General features: G+C 64.1%; 20 protein-coding genes and 1 pseudogene. 13 read left to right on the plus strand and 8 right to left on the minus strand.

Annotated features, from left to right (window positions below; all coding sequences use genetic code 11):
- Nucleotides 1-4 precede the first annotated feature (4 nt).
- Nucleotides 5-3,271, plus strand: coding sequence for a transporter substrate-binding domain-containing protein (locus DMX12_RS20325; RefSeq protein WP_110679289.1), 3,267 nt, complete (start codon nucleotides 5-7; stop codon nucleotides 3,269-3,271).
- On the opposite strand, the gene DMX12_RS30400 is transcribed toward DMX12_RS20325, so the two are convergent.
- From DMX12_RS30400 to DMX12_RS20335, 3 genes and pseudogenes are all read right to left on the minus strand, one after another.
- Entirely contained in the window at nucleotides 3,246-3,740 is a 495-nt protein-coding gene (locus DMX12_RS30400) for a methyl-accepting chemotaxis protein (RefSeq protein ID WP_370593812.1), read from the minus strand. The genes DMX12_RS20325 and DMX12_RS30400 overlap by 26 nt on opposite strands.
- A 42-nt stretch (nucleotides 3,741-3,782) precedes the next feature.
- Nucleotides 3,783-4,565: pseudogene (locus tag DMX12_RS30405) on the minus strand (PAS domain-containing protein); the annotation flags it as partial.
- 149 nt (nucleotides 4,566-4,714) lie between these two features.
- Nucleotides 4,715-5,734: a LacI family DNA-binding transcriptional regulator gene (locus DMX12_RS20335; RefSeq protein ID WP_110679290.1), complete on the minus strand. Its 1,020-nt coding sequence runs from the start codon at nucleotides 5,732-5,734 to the stop codon at nucleotides 4,715-4,717.
- 207 nt (nucleotides 5,735-5,941) lie between these two features.
- On the opposite strand from DMX12_RS20335, the gene DMX12_RS20340 reads away from it, so the two are divergent.
- The 6 genes from DMX12_RS20340 (at nucleotide 5,942) to DMX12_RS20365 (ending at nucleotide 14,373) form a co-directional block, all read left to right on the plus strand.
- On the plus strand, nucleotides 5,942-6,481 hold the full coding sequence (locus DMX12_RS20340) for a gluconokinase (protein WP_009682299.1): 540 nt from the start codon (nucleotides 5,942-5,944) through the stop codon (nucleotides 6,479-6,481).
- Nucleotides 6,482-6,591: 110 nt separating this feature from the next.
- Nucleotides 6,592-7,944, plus strand: coding sequence for a GntP family permease (locus DMX12_RS20345; protein ID WP_110679291.1), 1,353 nt, complete (start codon nucleotides 6,592-6,594; stop codon nucleotides 7,942-7,944).
- A 94-nt stretch (nucleotides 7,945-8,038) separates the two neighbouring features.
- A complete protein-coding gene (locus DMX12_RS20350) occupies nucleotides 8,039-8,350 on the plus strand; it encodes a hypothetical protein (RefSeq protein ID WP_110679292.1) in 312 nt (103 codons plus the stop codon).
- A 177-nt stretch (nucleotides 8,351-8,527) separates the two neighbouring features.
- A complete protein-coding gene (gene mexE, locus DMX12_RS20355; protein WP_009682303.1) occupies nucleotides 8,528-9,769 on the plus strand; it encodes a multidrug efflux RND transporter periplasmic adaptor subunit MexE in 1,242 nt (413 codons plus the stop codon).
- Between the two features lie 12 nt (nucleotides 9,770-9,781).
- Nucleotides 9,782-12,961 (plus strand): efflux RND transporter permease subunit, encoded by a 3,180-nt coding sequence (locus tag DMX12_RS20360; protein WP_110679293.1) that lies wholly within the window; start codon nucleotides 9,782-9,784, stop codon nucleotides 12,959-12,961.
- Entirely contained in the window at nucleotides 12,958-14,373 is a 1,416-nt protein-coding gene (locus tag DMX12_RS20365; protein WP_110679294.1) for an efflux transporter outer membrane subunit, read from the plus strand. Before DMX12_RS20360 ends, DMX12_RS20365 begins: the two co-directional genes overlap by 4 nt.
- 45 nt (nucleotides 14,374-14,418) lie before the next feature.
- On the opposite strand, the gene DMX12_RS29530 is transcribed toward DMX12_RS20365, so the two are convergent.
- Nucleotides 14,419-14,556: a hypothetical protein gene (locus tag DMX12_RS29530; RefSeq protein ID WP_166524972.1), complete on the minus strand. Its 138-nt coding sequence runs from the start codon at nucleotides 14,554-14,556 to the stop codon at nucleotides 14,419-14,421.
- A gap of 470 nt (nucleotides 14,557-15,026) precedes the next feature.
- Between DMX12_RS29530 and DMX12_RS20370 the strand changes: the two genes are divergently transcribed.
- The 6 genes from DMX12_RS20370 (at nucleotide 15,027) to DMX12_RS20400 (ending at nucleotide 21,370) form a co-directional block, all read left to right on the plus strand.
- Entirely contained in the window at nucleotides 15,027-16,010 is a 984-nt protein-coding gene (locus tag DMX12_RS20370) for a DUF1852 domain-containing protein (protein WP_110679295.1), read from the plus strand.
- Nucleotides 16,011-16,036: 26 nt separating this feature from the next.
- A complete protein-coding gene (locus DMX12_RS20375; protein ID WP_110679296.1) occupies nucleotides 16,037-17,074 on the plus strand; it encodes a methionine synthase in 1,038 nt (345 codons plus the stop codon).
- A 360-nt stretch (nucleotides 17,075-17,434) separates the two neighbouring features.
- The gene (locus DMX12_RS20385; protein WP_110679298.1) at nucleotides 17,435-18,844 is read left to right on the plus strand and encodes a circularly permuted type 2 ATP-grasp protein; all 1,410 of its coding nucleotides are present in this window, start codon (nucleotides 17,435-17,437) and stop codon (nucleotides 18,842-18,844) included.
- A gap of 3 nt (nucleotides 18,845-18,847) precedes the next feature.
- Entirely contained in the window at nucleotides 18,848-19,798 is a 951-nt protein-coding gene (locus DMX12_RS20390; RefSeq protein WP_009682316.1) for an alpha-E domain-containing protein, read from the plus strand.
- Nucleotides 19,795-20,574 carry a transglutaminase family protein gene (locus DMX12_RS20395; RefSeq protein WP_110679299.1) on the plus strand — a complete coding sequence of 260 codons (780 nt, stop codon included), beginning with the start codon at nucleotides 19,795-19,797 and terminating at the stop codon, nucleotides 20,572-20,574. The genes DMX12_RS20390 and DMX12_RS20395 overlap by 4 nt, the downstream gene beginning before the upstream one ends.
- Before the next feature lie 73 nt (nucleotides 20,575-20,647).
- On the plus strand, nucleotides 20,648-21,370 hold the full coding sequence (locus tag DMX12_RS20400) for a proteasome-type protease (protein ID WP_029885142.1): 723 nt from the start codon (nucleotides 20,648-20,650) through the stop codon (nucleotides 21,368-21,370).
- Nucleotides 21,371-21,857: 487 nt separating this feature from the next.
- On the opposite strand, the gene DMX12_RS20405 is transcribed toward DMX12_RS20400, so the two are convergent.
- The 4 genes from DMX12_RS20405 to pqqA all read right to left on the minus strand — a co-directional run bounded on the left by DMX12_RS20405 (nucleotide 21,858) and on the right by pqqA (nucleotide 25,154).
- The gene (locus DMX12_RS20405; protein ID WP_110679300.1) at nucleotides 21,858-23,522 is read right to left on the minus strand and encodes a NahK/ErcS family hybrid sensor histidine kinase/response regulator; all 1,665 of its coding nucleotides are present in this window, start codon (nucleotides 23,520-23,522) and stop codon (nucleotides 21,858-21,860) included.
- Nucleotides 23,506-24,669 carry an alcohol dehydrogenase-like regulatory protein ErcA gene (gene ercA / locus DMX12_RS20410; protein ID WP_110679301.1) on the minus strand — a complete coding sequence of 388 codons (1,164 nt, stop codon included), beginning with the start codon at nucleotides 24,667-24,669 and terminating at the stop codon, nucleotides 23,506-23,508. Before ercA ends, DMX12_RS20405 begins: the two co-directional genes overlap by 17 nt.
- Before the next feature lie 88 nt (nucleotides 24,670-24,757).
- Nucleotides 24,758-25,030: a pyrroloquinoline quinone biosynthesis peptide chaperone PqqD gene (gene pqqD / locus DMX12_RS20415; protein ID WP_029885144.1), complete on the minus strand. Its 273-nt coding sequence runs from the start codon at nucleotides 25,028-25,030 to the stop codon at nucleotides 24,758-24,760.
- Nucleotides 25,031-25,082: 52 nt separating this feature from the next.
- Entirely contained in the window at nucleotides 25,083-25,154 is a 72-nt protein-coding gene (pqqA, locus tag DMX12_RS20420; RefSeq protein ID WP_003243383.1) for a pyrroloquinoline quinone precursor peptide PqqA, read from the minus strand.
- Nucleotides 25,155-25,283: the final 129 nt, after the last annotated feature.

Genomic DNA, 25,283 nt, shown 5'->3' on the forward strand with positions numbered 1-25,283 from the left:
GAGCATGAAGTTCCTGCTGGCGAGCGCCTTCATGATCATCGGCCTGGCCAATGCCAGCGGGTTGCAGGCCAGCAGCGAACCCCGGCAGTTGTTGGCGCGCTCGGTCAGTGCTGCCGCGCCGCTGGCGCTCTCGGCCGAAGACCGCCAGTGGCTGCAGCAGCACCGGCAACTGGTGCTGGGCAGCTCGCGGCCGGACTACCCGCCCTTCGAGATCAATGTCAGCCCCCGTGACTACGAAGGCCTGAGCGCCGATTACGCCGGCCTGATCGGCGAGCAGCTTGGCATTGGCATCGAAGTGCGCCGTTTTGCCAGCCGCCACGAGGCCATCACTGCCCTGCATGAGGGGCGCATCGACCTGCTGGGCAGCTCCAACGCCTTCGAGGCAGCAGACGCCCACCTCAGCCTGAGCTCACCCTATGCCGACGACCTGCCGGTGGTCGTGACCCGGGAGGGGCGCAGCCTGAAGGCCACGCCCGACCTGGCCGGCCTGCGCCTGGCCATGGTTGATCACTACCTGCCCGCCAATACCGTACGCAGCCTGTACCCCAAGGCGCAACTGAGCCTCTACCGCTCCACCCTGGCCGGGCTGGCCGCTGTCGAACTGGGCGAGGCCGACGCCTACCTGGGCGACGCCATCAGTACCGACTTCATGATCGGCAAAAGCTTCCAGGGCACGTTGAAGATCGACCACTTTTCCCCGGCCGCCCCCGAAGCGTTCGCGTTCGCCCTGTCCAGCGACAACCTGCACTTGCGCCAGCTGGTCGACAAGGCACTGGCCCGCATCAGTGAAAGCGAACGGCTGAACATCCTGCGCCGCTGGAGCGGTGGCAATACCAGCCTGTTGTTGCAGCGTCACCTGACGGCCCTCAGTGCCGAAGAGGAAACCTGGATTGCCGAGCACCCGGTGGTCAACGTGCTGATCAACACATCACTGGCGCCCTTGACCTTCAACGACGCCCAGGACAACGCCAACGGCATCACCCTGGATCTGCTCAAGCAGATCGGCTTGCGCACCGGGTTGCAGTTCAAGACCGTTGAAAGCACATCGGCCTACCACATGGTCGAGCGGCTGAACCAAGGTGATGCGCTGATGATCGGCGCCTTGGGCTACGGCGCAGACCGCGCCAGGCAACTGCGCTACACCCGGCCTTACCTGGTCAGCCCAAGGGTGTTGGTCACCCGCAGCGACATCACCGCACCCGCCCCTTTGAAGGCCCTGGACGGCCAGCGTATCGCGGTGGTCAAAGGCTCGCCGCAACGCGCCTTGCTGCAGCAACGCTACCCGCAGGCCCGCCTGGTCGAGGTGGACAACCCGCTGGGCCTGATGGAGGCCGTGGCCAATGGCCGTGCCGACGTCGCCCTGAGCAACCACATCAATGCGGCGTACTACATCAGCCATGTATTCAAGGACCGCCTGCGCATTGCCAGCGTGCTCGATGAAGACCCGGCCCTGGCCGCCTTCGCCGTGGCCGCCGACCAGCCCCAGCTACAGGCCATTCTCGACAAGGCGCTGCTGAGCATTCCGCCTGAAGAACTGGCCCAGTTGATCAACCGCTGGCGCACCAGCTCACTGGTCAGCGACAGCCCCTGGCGCGACTACCGCACCCTCGCCCTGCAAGTGCTGGTGCTGTCGGCGCTGCTGCTGGCCGGCGTGGTGTTCTGGAACAGCTACCTGCGCAAGCTGATCAACCAGCGCACCGAGGCGCAACATGCCCTGCAGGACCAGCTGGCACTGAGCCGCGGGCTCCTGGAGCAACTGCGCCAGGCCAAGGACGACGCTGAACAGGCCAGCCAGACCAAAAGCACGTTCCTGGCCACCATGAGCCATGAAATCCGCACCCCGATGAATGCCGTGATCGGTTTGCTGGAACTGGCGCTGGAGGACTGCCGTAGCGGCCGCAGCGATATCCATACGCTGCAGACGGCCCATGATTCAGCGCTTGGCCTGCTGGAACTGATTGGCGACATTCTCGATATTTCCCGGATCGAGTCCGGGCACATCACCCTGCAACCCGTGCCCACGGACCTGCGCGAACTGGTGCGCGCCACCTTGCGCGTGTTCGAAGGCAACGCCCGGGCCAAGGGCCTGCACCTGCACGGCGAACTGCCCGCTGAACCGGCCTGGGTGCTGGCGGACCCGCTGCGGCTCAAGCAAATCCTGTCGAACCTGATCAGCAACGCCATCAAGTTCACCGACCGTGGCGAGGTGCAGGCCAGCCTGCTTCTGCCGGTTATCGCCGGCCATGACATGTTGCCGGTGGAGCTGGATGTGCGCGACACCGGCATCGGTATCAGCCCTGCCGACCAGGCCCGCCTGTTCAATGCCTTTGTCCAGGCCGACGGCCCCAGGGCCCGCCAGGGCGCAGGCTTGGGCCTGGTCATCAGCCGCACGCTTGCCGAGCTGATGGGCGGCACGCTGAAGCTGCAAAGCGTCGAAGGCGTCGGCACCCGGGTGCAAGTGAACCTGCAACTGCCCACCTGCGCGCCCCCGGCAGCCGTGCCCGAGGACCCGGCCCAACTGGAAAACAGCGACGGCCCTTTGAATGTGCTGATCGTCGACGACTACCCTGCCAACCTGCTATTGCTGGAGCGGCAATTGCACACCCTTGGGCACCAGGTGAGCCTGGCGCAGAACGGTGAAGTCGCCTGGGGCCGCTGGCAAGCGGGGCGCTTCGATGTGGTGATCACCGATTGCAGCATGCCGGTCATGGATGGCCATGAACTCACCCGGCGCATTCGCCAGTTCGAGGCCGAGCGCAGCCTGCCCAGGTGCCGGATTCTGGGCATCACCGCCAATGCCCAGGCCGAGGAACGTACCCGCTGCCTGGCCAGCGGGATGGACGTTTGCCTGTTCAAGCCGATAGGTTTGCGAACCCTCAAAGCCCACCTGCCCCAGGCCCGCCCACCTGCGCCAACAGCCCGCGCGGGCGGCTTGAACCTGGATGAGCTACGCCACCTGACTCAGGACGACGCGCAGCTCACCAGGCATTTGCTCGAGCAACTGTCGATCAGCGTTGGTGAAGACCTGGCGGCCCTGCATGCGCTGGCGGCGGACGCGCCCGAAGAGGCGCTGCGTGCCTTGGCCCACCGCATCAAGGGCGGTGCCAAGATGATCAGGGTACGCACCGTGGTCCAGGATTGCGAAGCGATCGAAGCGGCCCAGGCGCAAGGCTCGCCGACCGACGAGCCGCGCGCACGGCTGCAAGCCAGCCTGCAGGCCCTGCTGGACGATATGCGTGCTGCGCTCAATGCAATTGCAGCGTCGAACTGATCTGGCTGATGGCATCGACCACGTGCCTTGAGCCTTGCTGAATCTCCATGATCACCGTGCCGGCTTCATTGGCCAGCGCCACGCCATGGCCGGTGCGGTTCAGGCTTGACTGCATGCTGGCCACAGCCAGCAGCGACAGGTCGTGGTTCTGCCGCACCACATCGACGATTTCCAGGGTAGCCTTGCTGGTGCGCGCGGCCAGGTTGCGCACCTCGTCGGCGACCACGGCAAAACCGCGCCCGTGTTCGCCGGCACGGGCGGCTTCGATGGCCGCATTCAGCGCCAGCAAGTTGGTCTGGTCGGCGATACCACGAATGGTCAGCACAATCTGCCCGATCACATCCGACTGTTTGCTCACCGCATCGATGCTGCGCGCTGCGTCGTTGAGCTCCACGGAAATCTGCTCGATCACCTGCACGGTCTGCTGTACCACTTCGGTGCCTTTGCGCGCGCAGGCATCGGTCTGCACCGAACTGGCATGGGCCGCATCGGCGGCACTTTGCTGGGTACAGACCTGGTCGGTGATGTCGCTGGCGAACTTGACCACCTTGTACAGGCGGCCCTTGCTGTCGAAAATCGGGTTGTAGGAGGCTTCCAGGTACACCGTCTGGCCTTGCTTGTTCACCCGCTCGAAGCGGTGCGAGTGGTATTCGCCACGGTTCAGCGAGGCCCAGAACTGGCGGTACTCAGCCGACTCACGCTCGTGCGGCAGGCAGAACAGGCCATGGTGGCGGCCTACCACCTCGTCGAGGCGGTAACCCATGGTGTCCAGGAAATTCTGGTTGGCCTTGATCACCCGCCCTTGCGGGGTGAACTCGATCACTGCCATAGCGCGGCTGATCGCCTTCAGCAGGCTTTCGCTTTCATGCTCAAGGGCGACGCGCTGACTGATGTCGGACGCCACCTTGATCACGCTGCTGACTTGGCGCTGGGCATCCAGCACGGGCATGTAGCTGGCCTCCAGCCAGACTTCACGGCCGGCCTTGTCGACGCGCTCGAACGTGCCGCTGATGGCCTTGCCCTGGCCGAGCTCATGCCACAGTTGCTGGTACTCGGCGCTCTGGGCGTAGCCCGGCTCACAGAACAGCCGGTGGTGCTGGCCGCGCAGCTCTTCAGCGCTGTAACCCATGGCCTGGCAGAAGCGTTCGTTGGCGTCGAGAATGGTGCCATCCGGGGCGAATTCGATCATTGCCATGGAGCGACTGATGGCAGCCAGTTTGGCCTGTGCGTCGGCCAATGCCTGATGGCTGCGCTGGATCTCGACCAAATCGGATTTGCGATGGAAATCGAACATGACGCCGGGCCTCCTTTATGCGCGGTTTCATGAGCATAGATGGCCGTATGCGCGGTGCAAGCACAGTGCCATCGCTTTGTGATTACTCCATTTCTGTTACGCCGGCAGGCCGCCAGGGCGTGGTCAACGCCATTGCACAGGCGAGCGAATCAGCTACTTTCCCGCACCATCAGCTCAAAACCCAGGTCCTGTTGGGCACTGGCCACCCGTTTGCCGTCCAGCAACGCGAGCAAGGCCTGGGCCGCGCCCCGACCGACGGCAGCCCGCGGGGTACGGATAGACGTGAGGCGCGGCACCATGTGCGCCGAAGCCGGCAGGTCGTTGAAGCCCACCATGGCCACCTGGCGAGGCACCTCCACACCTTGGCGCAACGCCTGCAAGACAGCGCCCTGGGCCAGGTCGTCGTTGCAGAAGAAGATGCCATCCACATCCGGGGCCTGCTGCATCAGGCGGCTGAACAGTGTGCTGCCCAAGGCAATCGAAGAAGGCTCCGGGGCCAACACTTCCAGTTCCGCAGCGTGCAGGCCCGCCTCGGCCAGGGCCTGGCGGAACCCCTCGGCCCGCTGCATCACCCGCGGGTCGAGCTGCGCGGCTATGAATGCCAGGCGCTTGCGCCCGCGCTCGATCAGATGCCGCGCGGCAGCCCGCCCCGCCTGCTCCTGGGAAAAACCGACCGATACTGCCCCCGGCTCGCCCTTGAGCTCCATCATGTGCACGCAGGGTACGCCGCTGGCGGCCAGCATCTGGCGGGCCGCATCGCTGCGCTCGAACCCGGTCAGCAACATCCCGCAGGGCTGATAGGCCAGGTAATTGCGGATCAGGTTCTCTTCTTCGGCCAGGTCATAGTGATAGTTGCCGATCAGCACCTCGAGCCCACGCGGGCGCATGACGTCGTGGATGGCCTCCAGGGTGTCGATGAACAGCTGGTTGGACAGCGACGGGATCAGCACCACGACAGACTGGCTGCGCGCCGAGGCCAACGCCCGGGCCGCAGGGTTGGCCACGTAGCCCAGGCTAGCGGCGGCAGCCATGACCTTTGCGGCCAGCTCTGGCGCAACCGTGCTCACGCCGCGCAGCGCGCGCGAAGCGGTGATCGGGGAAACCCCGGAAAGCCTGGCCACTTCAGCCAGGGTAGGACGACCTGTGGTACGGGAGCCGGTGCGGGACATGGATGTTGTAATTTTACTACTTGCAAGGATGGGGAACGGCCACTAAGGTAGCGCTGTCTCAGGATGCAGGCAATGTAATCTTTGGTAGCTGCCGCTACACGCGTGCTGCCAGGCGTCCATACTGCGTAAGGACAAGACCAATAACACCGGGGAGGTGGCTGTTCGTCAGCGACGAGACAGCGCTATCTCACCCCGCAGGAGGTACTGATGAATTCTCCCCTGTCCGCCATCGTGGTGATGGGCGTGGCCGGTTGCGGCAAAAGCTGCATCGGTGCTGCCATCGCTGCCCGAAGCGGCGGTCGCCTGATCGAAGGCGACGCTTTCCACCCTGCCGAAAACATCCGCAAGATGAGCGCGGGCATCCCCCTGGACGACGCCGACCGCGCCGGCTGGCTGGTGCGCCTGGGCGAAGAGTTGCAAACCATCAGCCAGGCCGGCGAACGCCCGATCCTGACCTGCTCGGCGCTCAAACGCCGCTACCGCGAAACCCTGCGCCAGGCCATGCCAGGGCTGGTGTTCGTTTTCCTCGAACTGTCGGCTGCCGAAGCCGAAAAGCGCGTGCTGGCACGCCCTGGGCATTTCATGCCGGCCAGCCTGATCGACAGCCAGTTCGCCGCCTTGGAATCGCCCCGTGGCGAGCCCCTGACCCTGGCCCTGGACGCTACCCAGCCCATCGAAGCCCTGGCCGAAGCGGTAGACCGCTGGCTAAAGCGCTGCGGTGAGCAGGGCCTGGCGCAGACCGCTTGACCCAGCGGTTTCCCGCCTCACCAAAGACAGCGCTACCCGCCCCCGCGAAAGCGCGAAAAGTTCCCACAACGCTACGCCCAAAACAACGATAAGACCGAGGCCTTAAAACCATGTTCGGACTGGCTACTGATACCTTCCTGTTGCTCGACGCGCTCGTGACGATCGTCGGGCTGATCCTGCTGATCACCCACTCCAAGGTTCACCCCTTCGTCGCCCTTACCCTGGCGGCCGGCTTTCTGGGCCTGACCTCCGGCATGCCGGTGGCCAAGGTCATGAAGTCGTTCCAGGACGGCTTTGGCGGTGTGCTGGGCTTTGTCGGCATCGTGCTTGCCCTGGGCACCATGCTTGGCAAACTGATGGCCGACTCCGGCGGCGCCGACCAGATCGCGCAAACCCTCATTCGCGCCTTCGGCAAGAAGAACGTGCACTGGGCCATGATGTTCGCCGCTTTCCTGGTGGGCATTCCGCTGTTCTTCGAAATCGGCTTCGTGCTGCTGATTCCACTGGTGTTCATCGTGGCCCGGCGCTCCGGGGTTTCACTGGTGAAAATCGGCATTCCATTGCTGGCCGGCCTGTCGGTCGTGCATGGCCTGGTACCGCCGCACCCGGGCCCGTTGCTGGCGATCGGCATCTTCCACGCCGACATCGGCAAGACCATTTTCTACGGCCTGATCGTGGCGCTGCCTACCGCCATCATCGCCGGCCCGCTGTTCGGTAATTTCATCTCCCGCTACATTCCCGGCAACCCGTCGCAGGAGCTGATGGACCAGATCGCCAAGGAGTCCGACCAGGGCAACCTGCCGAGCTTCAGCATCACGCTGATCACCGTGCTGCTGCCGGTGGCCTTGATGCTGCTGAAAACCTTCGCCGACGTGGTGCTGCCTGCCGAGCACATCGTGCGCCAGTGGATGGACCTGATCGGCCACCCGATCACCGCCCTGCTCGCTGCCTTGCTGCTGGCCTTCTACACCTTTGGCTCGGCCCGCGGTTTCAACCGCCAGCAAATCATGAAAATGCTCGACCAGAGCCTGGCGCCAACCGCTGCGATCGTGCTGATCGTCGGTGCCGGCGGCGGTTTCAAGCAGATGCTGGTGGACACCGGGGTGGGCAACGTGATCGGGCAAATGGCCGTGCAAGCGGAAATTTCGCCGATCCTGCTGGCCTGGCTGGTGGCGGCGGTGATCCGTATCGCCACCGGTTCGGCCACCGTCGCGACCATCACCGGCGCGGGTATCGTGGCACCGGTGATCGACCTGGTACCGGGGGTGAACCGTGAGTTGCTGGTGCTGGCCACCGGCGCCGGGTCGCTGATCCTGTCGCATGTCAACGACGCCGGCTTCTGGCTGGTGAAGCAGTACTTCAACATGACCGTGGCCGAAACCTTCAAGACCTGGAGCATGATGGAGACGATTCTTTCCATCGTCGGCATCATCTTCATCATGTTGTTGTCGCTGGTGGTGTAACCGCTGATCGGAACAATGAGCGCAACAATGGCACGTTAGCGCCACGGGTGAGGCCGAACAGGAGTACGCCCCACCCGACGCAATGGAGACTGCCATGAACCGCTCAAGCGTGCTGCTGATTGCCCTGCTCGCCTCGCCACTGGCGCTTGCCGCCGGCACTGGCCCGACCTACCCCGACGACCCGCACAACAACGCGCCGCAGCCCGGCGTGGACAGCACCCTAAACCCGATCGAAAAACCCATGCCGCGGGATACCGACCCACGCATCAAGGGCAATGACCCGGACAGCCCGCCCGCCCAGCAGAACGACAATCGTGACTTGCCAGGCATGGACGGCACAGGGTCCGAAGGGACCGGTGGCGGCGACGCAGGCGGCGCTGGCGGCGCTGGCGGCAGCCAACGCTAAGCCCGTGGCAGCGGGCCCTGGCACCGGCTTCGGGTGCAGGGCCCGCACCCTCGATTCACCACCCGCTGATCCCGACCTATCATTCAGCGTGATAATACATTTCGGCCCGTTCGATTCGTGCCTCTCGCGCAAGACACTCACACTCCGCCCATCACTAATACATTGGCGGAGTTCTCCATGGAACAATCACTCAAACCCTTGCGCTTCCCCCTCGCAGCCCTGGCTGTGGTGGTGATCAGCGCTTGCGGCCGAACCCCCGACGCCGTGCAGGCTCCCGCCGCGCCGAAAGTCACCGTGGCCAAGGTGATCGAGCAACCGATCAATGAATGGGACGAGTTCACCGGCCGCCTCGAAGCCCCGGAAACCGTCGAGGTGCGCCCACGGGTGTCCGGCCAGATCGACCAGGTCGCCTTCACCGAGGGCGCCCAGGTCAAGAAAGGCGACCTGCTGTTCCAGATCGACCCGCGCCCGTTCCAGGCAGAAGTCCGCCGCCTTGAAGCCCAGTTGCAACAAGCCAAGGCCACCGCCATCCGCAGCGCCAATGAAGCCCGCCGTGGTGAGCGCCTGCGCGACAGCAACGCCATTTCCGCCGAGCTGGCCGAATCGCGCAGCAGCGCCGCTGCCGAAGCCCGGGCCGGGGTCGACGCCATCCAGGCACAACTGGACCTCGCCCGCCTGAACCTCAGCTTTACCCGGGTTACCGCGCCGATCAGCGGCCGGGTCAGCCGCGCCGCGTTCACGGCCGGCAACATCGTCAGCGCCGACGTGACCCCGCTGACCAGCGTGGTCTCCACCGACAAGGTCTACGCCTACTTCGACGCCGACGAGCGCGTGTACCTCAAGTACACCCAGCTGGCGCGCGAGGGCCAACGCGGCCAGAGCACCCCGGTGTACCTCGGCCTGACCAATGAAACCGGCACCCCTCACCTGGGCCAGATGAACTTCGTCGACAACCAGGTCAACCCGCGCACGGGCACCATCCGTGGCCGCGCCGTGTTCGACAACCGCGACGGCCAGTTCACCCCGGGCCTGTATGCCCGGCTGAAGCTGGTGGGCAGCGCCCAGTACGACGCGGTACTGATCAACGACGAGGCCGTGGGCACCGACCTTGGCAAGAAGTTCGTGCTGGTCATGGACAAGGACAACAAGGCTGCCTACCGCGCCGTGGAACTGGGGCCGAAACTCGAAGGCCTGCGCATCGTGCGCAGCGGCCTGGGCAAGGACGAGCGCATCGTGGTCAAGGGCCTGCAGCGCGTACGCCCGGGTTCGCCGGTAACGCCGCAGGAAACCCAGATGGCCAGCGAGCAGACCCTCGCCGCCCTCGCCCAGCAGCGCCAGGCCCTTGAGGCCAGCAACCCGGCGCCCAAAGTGGCGGGCAACAACGTGAAAAACGCCAGCGCCCAGGCGCCACGCGGTTAAGGGACCAGACCGATGAACTTCTCCAAATTCTTCATAACCCGGCCGATCTTCGCCGCCGTGCTGTCGCTGGTGCTGCTGATAGCCGGCTCGATCTCGCTGTTCCAGTTACCCATCAGCGAATACCCCGAGGTAGTGCCACCAACCGTGGTGGTACGCGCCAACTTCCCGGGTGCCAACCCGAAAGTCATCGGCGAAACCGTGGCTGCGCCGCTGGAGCAAGCCATTACCGGTGTGGAGAACATGCTGTACATGTCTTCCCAGTCCACCGCTGACGGCAAGCTGACGCTCACCATCACCTTCGCCTTGGGCACCGACCTGGACAACGCCCAGGTGCAGGTGCAGAACCGCGTCACCCGCACCCAGCCCAAGCTGCCGGAAGAAGTGACGCGCATCGGTATCACCGTCGACAAGGCCTCGCCCGACCTGACCATGGTCGTGCACCTGACCTCGCCGGACAACCGCTACGACATGCTCTACCTGTCCAACTATGCCATCCTCAATATCAAGGACGAGTTGGCACGCCTTGGCGGCGTGGGTGATGTGCAGCTGTTCGGCATGGGCGACTACTCGCTGCGCGTCTGGCTCGACCCGAACAAGACCGCCTCGCGCAACCTCACCGCCAGTGACGTGGTCGCAGCCATTCGCGAACAGAACCGGCAGGTCGCCGCCGGCCAGTTGGGCGCCCCGCCCGCCCCGGGTTCGACCAGCTTCCAGCTGTCGATCAACACCCAGGGCCGCCTGGTCAACGAGGAAGAGTTCGAGAACATCATCATCCGCGCCGGCGCCGACGGCGAAATCACCCGGCTGAAGGACATCGCCCGGGTCGAGCTCGGCTCCAGCCAATATGCCCTGCGCTCGTTGCTGAACAACCAGCCGGCAGTGGCACTGCCGATCTTCCAGCGCCCAGGCTCGAACGCCATCGAGATCTCCGACGAAGTACGGGCAAAAATGGCCGAGCTGAAGAAGGACTTCCCCGAAGGCATGGACTACAGCATCGTCTATGACCCGACCGTGTTCGTGCGCGGCTCCATCGAGGCGGTGGTGCACACCCTGTTCGAAGCGCTGGTGCTGGTGGTGCTGGTGGTCATTCTGTTCCTGCAAACCTGGCGCGCCTCGATCATCCCGCTGCTGGCGGTGCCGGTATCGCTGATCGGCACCTTTGCGGTCATGCACCTGTTCGGCTTCTCGCTCAACGCCCTGTCCTTGTTCGGCCTGGTGCTGGCCATCGGTATCGTGGTGGACGACGCCATCGTGGTGGTGGAAAACGTCGAGCGCAATATCGGCTTGGGCCTCAAACCCCTGGAGGCGACGCAGAGGGCCATGGCCGAAGTGACCGGGCCGATCATCGCCACCGCCTTGGTCCTGTGTGCGGTGTTCGTGCCTGCTGCCTTCATTTCCGGCCTGACCGGGCAGTTCTACAAGCAGTTCGCGCTGACCATCGCCATTTCCACGGTGATCTCGGCATTCAACTCGCTGACCCTGTCACCGGCGTTGGCTGCCGTGCTGCTCAAGGAACACCATGCGCCCAAGGACCGTTTCTCGCGGTTACTGGAAAAACTCCTGGGCAGCTGGCTGTTCGCCCCGTTCAACCGCTTTTTCGACCGTGCCTCGCACCGCTACGTGGGCGGCGTGCGCCGGGTCATTCGCTCCAGCGGCATCGCCCTGTTCGTGTACGCCGGCCTGATGGGCCTGACCTACCTGGGTTTCTCGTCTACCCCCACCGGATTCGTACCGGCCCAGGACAAGCAATACCTGGTGGCCTTCGCCCAGTTGCCCGACGCCGCCAGCCTCGACCGCACCGAGGCGGTCATCAAGCGCATGAGCGAAATCGCCCTCAAGCAACCTGGCGTGGCCGACTCGGTCGCCTTCCCTGGCCTGTCGATCAACGGCTTCACCAACAGCCCGAACAGCGGCATCGTGTTCACCCCACTCAAGCCGTTTGACGAGCGCAAGGACCCAAGCCAGTCGGCTGCCGCCATCGCTGCCGCGCTCAATGCCCAGTTCGCCGACATTCAGGACGCCTACATCGCGATCTTCCCGCCACCGCCGGTACAAGGCCTGGGCACCATCGGCGGCTTCCGCCTGCAGATCGAAGACCGCGGCAACCTGGGCTATGAAGCCCTGTACAAGGAAACCCAGAACATCATTGCCAAAAGCCACGAGGTGCCGGAGCTGGCGGGCCTGTTCACCAGCTACCAGGTCAACGTGCCGCAGGTCGATGCCGCCATCGACCGGGAAAAGGCCAAGACCCATGGCGTGGCGATCAGCGACATCTTCGACACCCTGCAGGTCTACCTGGGCTCGCTGTACACCAACGACTTCAACCGCTTTGGCCGCACTTACCAGGTGAACGTCCAGGCTGAGCAGCAGTTCCGCCTCGATGCCGAGCAAATCGGCCAATTGAAGGTGCGCAACAACCTGGGCGAGATGATACCGCTGGCGACCTTCCTCAAGGTCAGCGATACCTCCGGGCCGGACCGTGTGATGCACTACAACGGTTTCATCACCGCTGAAATCAACGGTGCCGCAGCCCCTGGCTACAGCTCCGGCCAGGCCGAGGCGGCCATCGAAAAACTGCTGAAAGCGGAACTGCCCAACGGCATGACCTTCGAGTGGACCGACCTGACCTACCAGCAGATCCTCTCGGGCAACACCGCGCTGTTCGTGTTCCCGCTGTGCGTGCTGCTGGCCTTCCTGGTACTGGCTGCCCAGTACGAAAGCTGGAGCCTGCCGCTGGCCGTGATCCTGATCGTGCCGATGACCCTGCTGTCGGCGATCACCGGTGTGATCGTATCGGGTGGCGACAACAACATCTTCACCCAGATCGGGCTGATCGTGCTGGTGGGCCTGGCGTGCAAGAACGCGATCCTGATCGTCGAGTTCGCCAAGGACGAACAGGCCAAGGGCCTCGACCCGCTGGCTGCCGTGCTGGAAGCGTGCCGCCTGCGGCTGCGGCCGATCCTGATGACCTCCATCGCCTTCATCATGGGTGTGGTGCCGCTGGTCTTCAGCTCGGGGGCAGGCTCGGAAATGCGCCATGCCATGGGTGTGGCGGTGTTCTCCGGGATGATCGGCGTGACCGTATTCGGCTTGTTCCTCACCCCGGTGTTCTTCTTCCTGATCCGCCGTTTCGTCGAGCGTCGCCAGGCCCGCAAGGCCGAACGCGTGCAAGTGCTGGAGAACCACGCATGAACCTGCTCAAACCCCTGACGCCAAGCCTGCTGGCCCTGGCCCTGGCCGCCTGCGCGGTCGGCCCGGACTACCAGGCCCCCGCCACCGCACCTGCCCAGCTGGGCGCTGATGCGCAGGCCAAGGCCTATGACCGCAGCCACTTTGAAAGCTTGTGGTGGAAGCAATTCGACGACCCGGTACTGAACCAGCTGGTGCAGGCTTCGTTGACCGGCAACCGGGATCTGCGCGTGGCCTTCGCCCGCCTGAAGTCGGCCCGCTCGATCCGTGAAGACGCCGAGAACGACCCGTTCCCGGTGGTCACCAGCCGTGCCAGCAGCGATATCGGCAAAGGCCAGGTTCCTGGCCAGACCGAGCAACGGGTGAACAGCGAACGCTATGACCTGGGCCTGGACATGGCCTGGGAGCTGGACCTGTTCGGCCGCATCCAGCGCCAGATCGAAGCCAGTGAAGCGCAGGAAGCGGCCGCTGCCGCCGACCTGCAGCAGTTGCAGGTCAGCCTGATCGCCGAACTGGTCGATGCCTATGGGCAATTGCGCGGTGCACAGCTGCGCGAGAAGATTGCCCTGGCCAACCTCAAGACCCAGCAGCAATCGCGCAGCATCACCGAAACCCTGCGCGACGCCGGGGTCGGCAACGACCTCGACGTGGTGCGCGCCGATGCCCGCCTGGCCGCGGTCGAAGCGACCGTGCCGCAACTGCAGGCCGAACAGGCCCGGGCGCGGCATCGCATCGCCACCCTCCTCGGCCAGCGCCCCGACGCCCTCAGCGTAGACTTGTCGCCCAAGGCGCTGCCGGCCATCGCCAAGGCGCTGCCGGTGGGCGACCCCGGCGAACTGCTGCGCCGCCGCCCGGACATTCGCAGCGCCGAACGCCAACTGGCAGCCGCCACGGCCAACGTCGGCGTCGCCACCGCCGACCTGTTCCCGCGGGTCAGCCTCAGCGGTTTCCTGGGCTTTACCGCCGCGCGCGGGTCGCAGCTCGGCTCATCGGCGGCCAATGCCTGGGCCTTGGGCCCCAGCATTACCTGGGCGGCGTTCGACCTGGGCAGCGTGCGGGCCCGCCTGCGCGGGGCCAAGGCCGACGCCGAAGGCGCCATGGCCAATTACGAGCAACAGGTGTTGCTGGCACTGGAAGAGTCGGCCAACGCCTTCAGCGACTACGCCAAGACCCAACAACGGCTGCTGTCGTTGATGCGCCAGAGCGAAGCCAGTCGCCAGGCGGCGCAACTGGCCTCGATTCGCTACCGCGAGGGGACCGTGGACTACCTGGTGCTGCTTGATGCCGAACGCGAACGGCTGAGTGCCGAAGATGCGCAAGCGCAAGGCGAGGTCGAGCTGTACCGCGGCATCGTTTCCATCTACAAAGCCCTGGGTGGCGGCTGGCAACCGCAGACCGTGGCCAGCGCGCACTGACCCCAGGCACGACCATGGCCTGTGGCGCTACACCGCTGCAGGCCGTTAGCGCAGTATGGCGTGGTCATGGTCGATGTCGGGCACAGGCACCTGCCCGCGTTGCACGACCAGCCACTCGCGCATGCGCTCGGTGTCGAATATCTGCCCCTCATCCATCATCGCCAGGATCAGCGACTGGGACATTCGGTAACACCCGCATTGGGAACAGCGCCGCTCCTCCCATCCAAGGGTGCATTCGACGGATTCCGCGTGCCCTGCGCAAATCAGACAACTCATGTTAGCCCCCTTTCTTGTTCTTCCGTGGAGGTGATGGAGGTAGTGCAGTAGGTGGAGACTGGACTCCCGACTAACATGGGATATTCATGCCAACTTGAAAATTCCGTACCTTTAGTCTGGAAAGTTGCGAGCAAGATCACAGGGCCAACCGCCCGCGCTCGACCGCATACACAAGCTTTCCTTCCCGTTGGCTACTCCCGACACCCCAGCATCATGAGCAGTGCTAAATCATTAGTGATTTATCTTCAATATCATTCATGTAGGGACCCTGCCTAGAATACGGCCTGAACACGGACATCACGTCGCTCGCGCCATGGCAATAGTTGCCTGCTTGCACTACCCAACGGCACGAGCGAGGCACCAGGACACCCTACAACATGGCCTACGCACCGCAATTCACTGTGCAGCGCATCGCCTTCGACGAGCACTACCAGCCCGGCGAAAACACGCGCATCACCACCAATTTCGCCAACCTGGCGCGGGGGGAAAACCGCCAGGAAAACCTGCGCAACACCTTGCAGATGATCGACAACCGCTTCAACGCCCTGGCGCACTGGGACAATGCTTATGCAGACCGTTACAGCGTAGAGCTGGATATCATTTCGGTGGAACTGCACCTGCACAGCGAACAGCGCGGCAGCGGCCTGCCGCTGATCGAGCTGTTGCAGGCCCATATCGTCGACCACACCACCAACCGCCGTATCGACGGCATGGTCGGTAACAACTTTTCCTCGTACGTGCGGGACTACGACTTCAGTGTGTTGTTGCTGGAACACAACAAGGGTCGGCCAAGCTTCAGCACGCCGGACAACTTTGGCGAACTGCATGGCAAGCTGTTCAAGTGCTTCATCAACTCGGCCACCTACAACGCGCACTTCGACAAGCCGCCGGTCATCTGCCTGAGTGTGTCGAGCAGCAGGGTTTACCACCGCACTGAAAACCAGCACCCGGTGCTGGGCGTGGAGTATCACCAGAACGACCACTCGCTGACCGACGAATACTTCAGCAGGATGGGGCTCAAGGTGCGCTACTTCATGCCGCCCGGCAGCGTGGCGCCATTGGCCTTCTACTTTGCCGGTGATTTGTTGGCCGACTACAACGACCTGGAGCTGATCAGCACCATCAGCACCATGGAAACCTTTCAGAAGATCTACCGCCCCGAGATCTACAACGCCAATGCGGCAGCCGCAATGGCCTACCAACCGAGCCTGCAGCACCAGGACTATTCGCTTACACGCATTGTCTACGACCGCGAAGAGCGCAGCCGCCTGGCGATCGAACAAGGCAGGTTTGCCGAGGAGCGCTTCGTCAAACCGTACCAGGCCACCCTGGAGCAATGGTCCGCTCAATACGCCGGCTGATCACCCCAACGCACAAGGTACCGCTGATGAACACGCTACTTCCCACCTCCACTGCCGGCAGTTTGCCCAAGCCGACCTGGCTGGCGGAGCCTGAAACACTCTGGTCACCCTGGAAATTGCAGGGCGCGCAGCTGGCCGAAGGCAAACAGGACGCCTTGCGCCTGGCCTTGCAGGAACAGCAGCACGCGGGCATCGATATCGTCAGTGACGGCGAACAGACCCGCCAACATTTCGTGACCACGTTCATCGAACACTTGAGCGGGGTCGATTTCAAGCAACGCCAGACCGTGCGCATTCGCGATCGCTACGACGCCAGCGTGCCCTCGGTGGTGGGTGCTGTCGCGCGACAGGCACCGGTGTTCGTCGACGATGCCAGGTTCCTCCGCCAGCAAACTGCCCAGCCAATAAAGTGGGCGCTGCCGGGCCCCATGACCATGATCGACACGCTGTATGACAGCCATTACAAAAGCCGGGAAAAACTGGCCTGGGAATTTGCCAGGCTACTCAACCAGGAAGCCCTGGAACTGGAAGCGGCGGGCGTCGATATCATCCAGTTCGACGAACCGGCGTTCAATGTGTTCTTCGATGAAGTCAACGACTGGGGCGTGGCCGCCCTGGAGCGCGCCGTTCAAGGGCTCAAGTGCGAAACCGCGGTGCACATCTGCTATGGCTACGGGATCAAGGCCAACACCGATTGGAAACAGACCCTGGGGGCGCAATGGCGGCAATATGAGCAGGTGTTCCCGACGTTGCAGCAGTCGAGCATCGATATCATTTCGCTGGAGTGCCACAACGCCCATGTGCCGATGGAACTGCTTGAGCTGATTCGGGGCAAGAAGGTCATGGTCGGTGCCATCGATGTCGCCAACATTGCCATCGAAACGCCCGAAGCCGTGGCCGACACACTGCGCAAGGCGTTGCAGTTCGTCGACGCCGACAAACTCTACCCCTGCACCAACTGCGGCATGGCCCCACTGCCGCGCGCGGTCGCCAGCGGCAAGCTCAAGGCGTTGAGCGCCGGGGCTGCCATCGTTCGCCAGGAACTGACCGCCCACGCGGGTTGAGGTGTGAACCGCCTGCCTGGCCTGGCCGGCATGGCGGTACGCACCAACTCGGTTCAAAAAACGCGGCTGCACACCAGGCGCCCTGTTTTGATGCATGCCGGCCGGTCAGCCGGCCGCCACCTCACCCCGCCTGGACCAGGCGCCGCCCAGCAAAACCGCTGCCCACCGCCCATTCCCTGGCCTGCCCGGCACTGCACCGGGTTTTCGGCACTTTCATTGCAATGCTGGTTGGTGAACGGAATGCACCCGCAACCCAACGCGACCGAGGCTGAAGACACCCCCACTTACCAGCAAGGCAGCACCCTGAAAGACGCAGATGAACGGCAATGAAGCTGCCGGTAACGGCGGCAAGGAGTGGGTATGTCCCGGGCTTTTTTCAATGAAATGTACGACGCGAACGGCAGCTGCCGCCCGCACTACCAGGAGTTCGCCCGCTGGCTGGCGAACACCCCGCTGGAGCTGCTGGAGCAGCGCCGGCGCGAGGCCGACCTGCTGTTCCACCGCGCCGGTATCACCTTTACCTTGTATGGCGACAAACAGGACACCGAGCGGCTGATCCCCTTCGATATCATCCCGCGCAGCATCCGCGCCAGCGAGTGGCGTACGGTCGAGCGCGGCTGTATCCAGCGCGTGCAGGCCCTGAACCTGTTCCTGGAAGACATCTACCACGACCAGCGCATCCTCAAGGCCGGGATCATCCCGCCAGAGCAGGTCCTGGCCAACGAGGGTTATCAGATCGCCATGCAGGGCCTGGACCTGCACCGGGGCCTGTATGCGCACATCGCCGGCGTGGACCTGGTGCGCGATGGCGATGGCAGCTATTTCGTGCTGGAAGACAACCTGCGCACGCCCAGTGGTGTCAGCTACATGCTCGAAGACCGCAAGATGATGATGTGCCTGTTCCCCGAGCTGTTCGCCGCCCAGCGCATCGCGCCCATCGACCACTACCCCAACCTGCTGCTGGACACGCTCAAGAGCGCCAGCCCGCTGGATAACCCCACTGCTGTGCTGCTTACCCCAGGGCGCTTCAACAGTGCCTATTTCGAGCATGCCTTCCTGGCCCGCGAAATGGGCATCGAGCTGGTCGAAGGCGCCGATCTGTTCGTGCGCGACGAGCATGTGTACATGCGCACGACCGCCGGCCCGCAACGGGTCGATGTGATTTACCGCAGGCTGGACGACGACTACCTCGACCCCCTCTCGTTCAACCCCGACTCGATGCTGGGCGTGCCAGGGCTGATTTCGGTGTACCGCGCCGGCAACGTAGTGCTGGCCAACGCGGTGGGCACCGGCGTAGCCGACGACAAGTCGATCTACCCCTATGTCGCCGACATGATCCGCTTTTACCTGGGCGAGGAGCCGATCCTCAACAACGTACCGACGTGGCAGTGCCGCAAACCGGCCGACCTGTCCCATGTACTGGCCAACCTGCCCGAGCTGGTGGTCAAGGAAACCCAGGGCTCTGGCGGCTACGGCATGCTGGTCGGGCCCGCCGCCACTGCCGCGCAGATCGAGGACTTCCGCGCCCGCATCAAAGCGCGTCCACATGCCTATATCGCGCAACCGACCTTGTGCTTGTCCACCTGCCCGACCTTCGTCGACAGCGGCATCGCGCCGCGGCATATCGACCTGCGCCCGTTCGTACTGTCGGGCAGCGAAACCCGCCTGGTGCCAGGCGGCCTGACCCGCGTGGCGCTGAAGGAAGGCTCGCTGGTGGTCAACTCGTCACAAGGTGGCGGTACCAAAGACACCTGGGTGGTGGAGGACTGAACCATGCTTTCGCGAACTGCTTCTGATCTGTACTGGATGTCCCGCTACCTGGAACGGGCGGAAAACCTGGCGCGCATGCTCGAGGTCAGCTACTCGCTGTCACTGATGCCGCAGGCGGGGCGCAGCGACGGCCATGCCGAACTGGCCATGTCACTGTTGGCCTCGGGCACGCTCGACGACTACATCCGTCGCCACGCCGAGCTCGACACCGAGCGCATGCTGCATTTCTTCGCCCTCGATGCCACCAACCCCGGCAGCATCTACTGCTGCCTGCAGGCGGCCAGAACCAACGCCCATGCAGTGCGCGGGCGGATAACGGCGGACATGTGGGAGAACATCAACGCCACCTGGATCGAAATGCGCAACATTGCCAGCAACGGGCTGGGCCGCTACGGCATCAGCCAGTTCTGTGACTGGGTCAAGGAGCGCTCGCACCTGTTCCGCGGGGCCACCTCCGGTACCATCATGCGCAACGATGCCTACAGCTTCATTCGCCTGGGCACTTTCCTGGAACGGGCCGACAACACCCTGCGGCTGCTCGATGCGCGCTATGAAATGTTCGGCGAGGCCTCCGACGAGGTCAGCGACGACTCGGCCAGGGGTTTTTACCAGTGGAGTGCCTTGCTGCGCGCCCTGACCTCCTACGAAGCCTTCAATGAAATCTACCGCGCCGCGCCCAGTGCCGGGCCGGTTTCCGAATTGCTGTTGCTGCGCGTCGACGTGCCGCGCTCGCTGCATGCCTGTATCGAGGAGCTGGACCAGATCCTGGCCGGCCTGCCTGGCAGTACCGGGCGAGCGGCCCAGCGGCTGGCCGCCGAGCTCAACGCGCGGCTGCGCTATACCGCCATCGACGAAATCCTCGACGCCGGGCTGCATCCCTGGCTCAGCGATTTCATCGGCCGCGTCAACCAACTGGGCCAGGCGGTCCATCACTCCTACCTGGAGGTTGTATGAAACTGTCCATCCGCCACGACACCACCTACAGCTACGCCAGTGATGTGTCCAACAGCATTCAGTTCCTGCGCCTTACCCCGCGCAGCAGCGAACGCCAGCGCATCGTCGAATGGCAACTGGACCTGCCTTGCAAGGTGAAGAGCCAGATCGACCCGTACGGCAACATCCTGCATGTGCTGACGCTGGACAAGCCCCATGGGCACCTGGCCCTTACTGCCAGCGGCCAGGTCGAAATCGACCCGGCCTGCGAACAGGAGGCAGCCTGCCAGTCACCCCTGCCGTTCTTGCGTGGCAGCCACCTGACCCTGGCCGATGACGCGCTGGTGGCCTTCGCCGCCCAGCAATGCGGCACGCGCCGTGACCGCGCCGCATTGATCGACCTGATGCAGGGGCTGGCCGAGCGCATGCCCTACAGCCCAGGGGCGACCTCCGTCGGCACTACGGCCAGCGAAGCGTTCAATGCCGGTGCGGGCGTGTGCCAGGACCATACCCATGCCTTCCTGGCCTGCGCCCGTAGCCTGGGGGTGCCGGCCCGCTATGTTTCCGGCTACCTGTGCACCGAGGATGAACAGCACCTGGCCAGCCATGCATGGGCCGAAGCCTGGGTCGACGATGCCTGGTACAGCTTCGACATCACCAACCGCCTGACCCGGCCCGAGCGGCACCTGAAGCTGGCCGTGGGCCTGGACTACCTCGACGCCTGCCCGGTCAGGGGCGTGCGCCGCGGGGGTGGCACCGAGTCCATGCAAGCCAGTGTTCACGTGCATCGCCAGTGACGCCTGGCCCTCAAGCCAGCCTTGCTGCGCGCCTGCAGCAAGGCCACTACCTCTGCCACACAAGGGAACTTGCATGACTTACTGTGTCGCCATGCACCTGCAAGACGGGCTGGTTTTCATCAGCGACTCACGCACCAATGCCGGTATCGACCAGATCTCCACCTTTGCCAAGTTGTTCGTCTTCAGCGTACCCGGTGAGCGCCTGATCGTGCTGCAGACGGCGGGCAACCTGGCAACCTCGCAGTCAGTGGTCAACCTGCTGCAGCAACGCAGCCAGGGCAGCGGCCCGCACCTGCTGAATGTCGCCACGCTCTACGATGCCACCGTGCTGGTGGCCGATACCCTGCGCGAGGTGGTGTGCCGCGACCGCAGCAAGCTGACTGCCGGTATCGACCTGAGCAGCTCGTTCATCGTCGGTGGCCAGATTGCGGGCGGGCCGATGGCGATCTACAACGTCTATGCCCAGGGCAACTTTTTCCAGGCCACGCGCGACACGCCTTTCCTGCAGTTGGGGGAAAGCAAATACGGGCGGCCCATACTCGACCGCAACCTGGAGTACCGCACCCCGCTGGATGAGGCGCTGCGCTGTGGCCTGATCTCGTTCGACTCCACCATCCGCAGCAACCTGTCGGTAGGCATGCCCCTGGACTTGCTGGTGTACCGAGCCGATGCCCTGGAGGCACCGCAGCCCATCCGCATCGCCAGCGACGATGCCTATTACCAGCAGATTCGCCGGCAGTGGGGCGAAGGCCTGAAAACCTTGCTGGCCGAACTTCCGGCGCCGCCGTACGGCTGATGGGGGAATGGCCAGGAAACCCCGCCGCCAGGCCCGCCTTCTTCGCGGACACGCAGCCACCACCGACCAGTGTAGGAGCGGGTTTACCCGCGAATGCGGTGGCGGCTGCAACGGCGAATGGCCAGGAAATCCCGGCCAGCAGGCCCGGCCTCTTCGCGGGTGAACCCGCTCCTACATCGGGCTTCGTGATCCGCGGATATGTAGCCACTACCGACCAATGTTGGGAATGCGGCGGGGCTGTCACGGCGAATGGCCAGGAAATCTCGCCAGCAGGCCCGCCTGTTCGCGGTTGCCCCCCACAAAAGGCCTCGTCGGTCCACGGACACGTAGCTACCACCGACCAGCGTAGGAGCGGGTTTACCCGCGAATGCGGTGGCGGCTGCAACGGTGAATGGCCAGGAAACCCGGCCAGCAGGCCCGGCCGGCCTCCGCGGATGAGCCCACCCCTCAACGGGCCGTGCCGCCCCCCCAATACGCCTCATGCCCCTCAGCCCAGCAACTGGCTCAATACCGCACGCAACTTGCCTGGTTTCACCGGTTTGTTCAGCAACGGTGCGCCAAGCTTGCGCAACGAGCGCCGGCACTGGTCACTGCGGTCAGCCGTGATGATGACCGCGGGTATGGCGCTGGCGTAATGTTCGCGCAACTGCCGCACCACCTCACAGCCCACCACGCCGTGATCCAGATGAAAGTCAGCCAGGATCAGCTCCGGGGCGCGCCCTTCAAGCGCCTGCAAGGCACCCTGCTGATCGGTGGCGGTGACCACTTCGCAGCCCCACTGCCCCAGCAACGCGCCCATGCTTTCGAGAATGCTCACTTCGTTGTCCAGCACCAGCAGGCGACGGCCCGGCAGCGGGTTGCCGGCAGTGGGCTGGGGCAGCGTGGGCTGCAGGGGCGGCTGCAGCGCCTGGCCAAGCGGCACCTCGATGCTGAACACCGAGCCACGCCCCGGCCACGAACGCACTTCGATCCGGTAGCCGAGAATCTTGGCGATCCGCTCGACGATGGCCAACCCCAGGCCTACACCCTTGCGGTCCGCCGCGCGGCCAACGTCCAGCTGGTTAAACTCCAGGAATATGGCTTGCAAACGGTCCTGGGCGATGCCGCGCCCGCTGTCCCATACCTCCAGGCGCAAGTGTTCGCCGCGGCGCCTTGCCCCCAACAGAACGCGGCCCTCGTCGGTGTAGCGGCAGGCGTTGCTGAGGAAGTTGCGCAGAATGCGCGTCAGCAAGCGCAGATCCGTGCTGACGGCATAATCGGCAACCCTGGCGTGAAATTTCAGGCCCGCGGCATCGGCCACCGAGCGGAATTCTGAAATCAAAGGCGCAAACAGCTCGTCCAGGCGATAAACCGCCACATCGGGCCTGACCGCAGCCTGGTCGAGCCGCGAGATATCCAGCAAATCGGTCAGCAGGTCTTCGGCGCCCTCCAGCGCCTGATGGGTACGCTCCACCAGCACCTGTTCGGCGTCTGGCAGCGGCCGCTCACGCAAGGTGGAGATCAACAGGCGCGCGGCGTTCAGCGGTTGCAGCAGGTCATGGCTGGCAGCGGCCAGGTACTTGTCCTTGCTGCGGTTGGCGGCTTCGGCAGCATCGCGCGCCTCGATCAGCTCATCGGTACGTGCAGCAACCCGTTGCTCCAGTTCGTCATTGAGCTGTTGCAGGCGCTGCTGGGCCTGCTTGCGCTCGGTGATATCGGCCACGAAGCCTTCAACCAGGCCTTCGTGTCCGGGCTTGAGCAGCAGGTTCATCAGCACGTCGAGGTGGCTGCCATCCTTGCGCCGCAGCCGGGTTTCATAGCCATGCAGGCTGTGCTCCCGGGCGAGAATAGCGGTAATCGCCTGTAGCTCTTGCGCACCGCCATCGAACAGGTGGGTCGCCAGGTCGGTCAGGGAAAACAGCACTTGCTGTGGGTCGTCATAGCCGAGCATGCGGGCCAGTGCCGGGTTGGCAGCACGCATGCCGTCCTGCAGGCTGGCCTGGAAAATGCCGTGCACGGCGTTCTCGAACAGCCATTTGTAGCGGTTGCGCTCGGCTTCCAGTTCATCCAGCCGGGCAGACAATTCCGGGTAGTGGCTTTTACGCGCCGAGTGGTCGCCCAGGCCTAGCAGCCCTGCCAGCGCGCGCTGCTGCTCGTCAGAGGGCCTCGCCATAGACCACCTCGACATCTCGCTGGCTCGACGCGCGCGGGTTGGTGAGGATGCACGGGTCATCCATCGCATGTTGCGACAGGAACGGAATATCGGCCGTGCGCACCCCGTGCAGGCCCAAGGTTTCATGGAAGCCGATGGCGTGCTTCAGGGCAATCAGGTGTTCCACCAGGCGGCCGCAGATCTGCCGGTGGTTGAGGCCGCGGCAGTCGATGCCGAAGACCTCGGCAATGACCTTGAAGCGCTCGGGCGCCGAACTGTAGTTGAACGCCACCACGTGCTCGACCAGCACCGCATTGCACAGGCCATGAGGCAGGTCGAGGAAACCGCCGAGGCTGTGCGACATGGCATGCACCGCGCCCAGGATCGCGTTGGAGAACGCCAGCCCCGCCTGCATGCTGCCGAGCATGATCTTCTCGCGCAGGGCGATGTCGCCGGGGTTGGCGATCATTTCCACCAGGTTGCCGTTGATCAGGCGCATGGCTTCCAGCGCATGGGGGTCGGTCAGCGGGCCATGACCGGTAGACACGAACGCCTCGATGGCATGCACCAGCGCGTCGATGCCGGTACAGGCCGACAGGAACGGGTCCATGCTCAACGTGGTTTGCGGGTCGATCAGCGACACGTCGGGCACCACCGCCTTGCTGACGATGGAGAACTTCATGCGCTCCTGCTGGTTGGAGATGATCACGAACTGCGACACATCGGCCGAGGTACCGGCGGTGGTCGGGATCAGGATCAACGGCGGGCTGGGCACGCGAATCATGTCCACGCCCTCGAACTCGAGAATGCTGCGCCCGTGGGCAACCACGATACCAATGGCCTTGCCGCAATCCATCGGGCTGCCACCACCGACCGCGACGATCACATCGCAGTGGTTCTGCCGGTAGATCTCGGCGCCGAGCATCACCTCCTCGACCCGGGGGTTGGGCGAACCGGCCGTGTACAGGCAATAGTCGATACCCTGCGCCTGCAGGCTGGCCTCGACGTCGGCCACCCAGCCAGCGGCAATCACCCCAGGGTCGCTGACCACCAGGACCTTGCGCGCACCAAAGGTCTTGGCGTAGTTGGCCACATTATGTCGGCAGCCGGCACCAAAGATGATTTCAGGCGAAACGAACTTGCGAAGGGGGCTGAAACTCTGGCTCATCGTAAAGCCTGTTCTTATTGTTCTGGAAGATAACCGCCAGCGTAAAGCATCCCGCGGCGAAAGCAACCAGACCAAAGCGGCACAGGCATCATTCGATCCACGCCTTGGCGCGGGCCACCTCCAGGAACGCCAGTACGTCCTCGCCAAGGCCGGGAACCCCCGGAAAACGCTGTGCCAGCTGGTCGATGATCGCTGCCGTACTGCGCTGGCCGTCCAGCAACTCCAGCACCCAGCCGGCACTGGCGTTGAGCTCGATGACGCCCCCGGGGTACAGCAGCACATGGCATGCCTGCAACGGGTCCCAGCGTAGCCGCAAGCCCTTGGCCAGGGCCAGTGTCTGCTGGCGGTCGATCAGTTTCACGGCAGGCACCGGGCGTGGGGATCCGGCCACCTTGACGGTGGCCGGGCAGGCATCAGCGGTTGGCGAAGTACATCGTCACTTCAAAGCCAATGCGCAGGTCGGTGTAGGCGGGTTTGGTCCACATGGGGCATGTCCTCTTCTTGTGCCGGGCGATTCCGGTAGAGGCATTAATGCATGGGCGGTGGTGAGGGCGAATGCTACTTTGGAACGAGTTTGCCGGGTGCATTGGTAGCAACGGGGTTGCCACACATTG

The sequence above is a fragment of the Pseudomonas sp. MB-090624 genome (assembly GCF_003205245.1).
GTDB lineage: Bacteria > Pseudomonadota > Gammaproteobacteria > Pseudomonadales > Pseudomonadaceae > Aquipseudomonas > Aquipseudomonas juntendi.

Bases quoted from the DNA above. Each gene is read 5' to 3' on its own strand.
- DMX12_RS20340 (WP_009682299.1), top strand. From the start codon at position 5,942: ATGAATTCTCCCCTGTCCGCCATCGTGGTGATGGGCGTGGCCGGTTGC.
- DMX12_RS20350 (WP_110679292.1), top strand. From the start codon at position 8,039: ATGAACCGCTCAAGCGTGCTGCTGATTGCCCTGCTCGCCTCGCCACTG.
- DMX12_RS20360 (WP_110679293.1), top strand. From the start codon at position 9,782: ATGAACTTCTCCAAATTCTTCATAACCCGGCCGATCTTCGCCGCCGTG.
- DMX12_RS20375 (WP_110679296.1), top strand. From the start codon at position 16,037: ATGAACACGCTACTTCCCACCTCCACTGCCGGCAGTTTGCCCAAGCCG.
- mexE (WP_009682303.1), top strand. From the start codon at position 8,528: ATGGAACAATCACTCAAACCCTTGCGCTTCCCCCTCGCAGCCCTGGCT.
- DMX12_RS20335 (WP_110679290.1), bottom strand. From the start codon at position 5,734: ATGTCCCGCACCGGCTCCCGTACCACAGGTCGTCCTACCCTGGCTGAA.
- DMX12_RS20345 (WP_110679291.1), top strand. From the start codon at position 6,592: ATGTTCGGACTGGCTACTGATACCTTCCTGTTGCTCGACGCGCTCGTG.
- DMX12_RS20365 (WP_110679294.1), top strand. From the start codon at position 12,958: ATGAACCTGCTCAAACCCCTGACGCCAAGCCTGCTGGCCCTGGCCCTG.
- ercA (WP_110679301.1), bottom strand. From the start codon at position 24,669: ATGAGCCAGAGTTTCAGCCCCCTTCGCAAGTTCGTTTCGCCTGAAATC.
- DMX12_RS29530 (WP_166524972.1), bottom strand. From the start codon at position 14,556: ATGTCCCAGTCGCTGATCCTGGCGATGATGGATGAGGGGCAGATATTC.
- DMX12_RS20385 (WP_110679298.1), top strand. From the start codon at position 17,435: ATGTCCCGGGCTTTTTTCAATGAAATGTACGACGCGAACGGCAGCTGC.
- DMX12_RS20405 (WP_110679300.1), bottom strand. From the start codon at position 23,522: ATGGCGAGGCCCTCTGACGAGCAGCAGCGCGCGCTGGCAGGGCTGCTA.
- DMX12_RS20390 (WP_009682316.1), top strand. From the start codon at position 18,848: ATGCTTTCGCGAACTGCTTCTGATCTGTACTGGATGTCCCGCTACCTG.
- DMX12_RS20395 (WP_110679299.1), top strand. From the start codon at position 19,795: ATGAAACTGTCCATCCGCCACGACACCACCTACAGCTACGCCAGTGAT.
- DMX12_RS20400 (WP_029885142.1), top strand. From the start codon at position 20,648: ATGACTTACTGTGTCGCCATGCACCTGCAAGACGGGCTGGTTTTCATC.
- DMX12_RS20370 (WP_110679295.1), top strand. From the start codon at position 15,027: ATGGCCTACGCACCGCAATTCACTGTGCAGCGCATCGCCTTCGACGAG.
- DMX12_RS20325 (WP_110679289.1), top strand. From the start codon at position 5: ATGAAGTTCCTGCTGGCGAGCGCCTTCATGATCATCGGCCTGGCCAAT.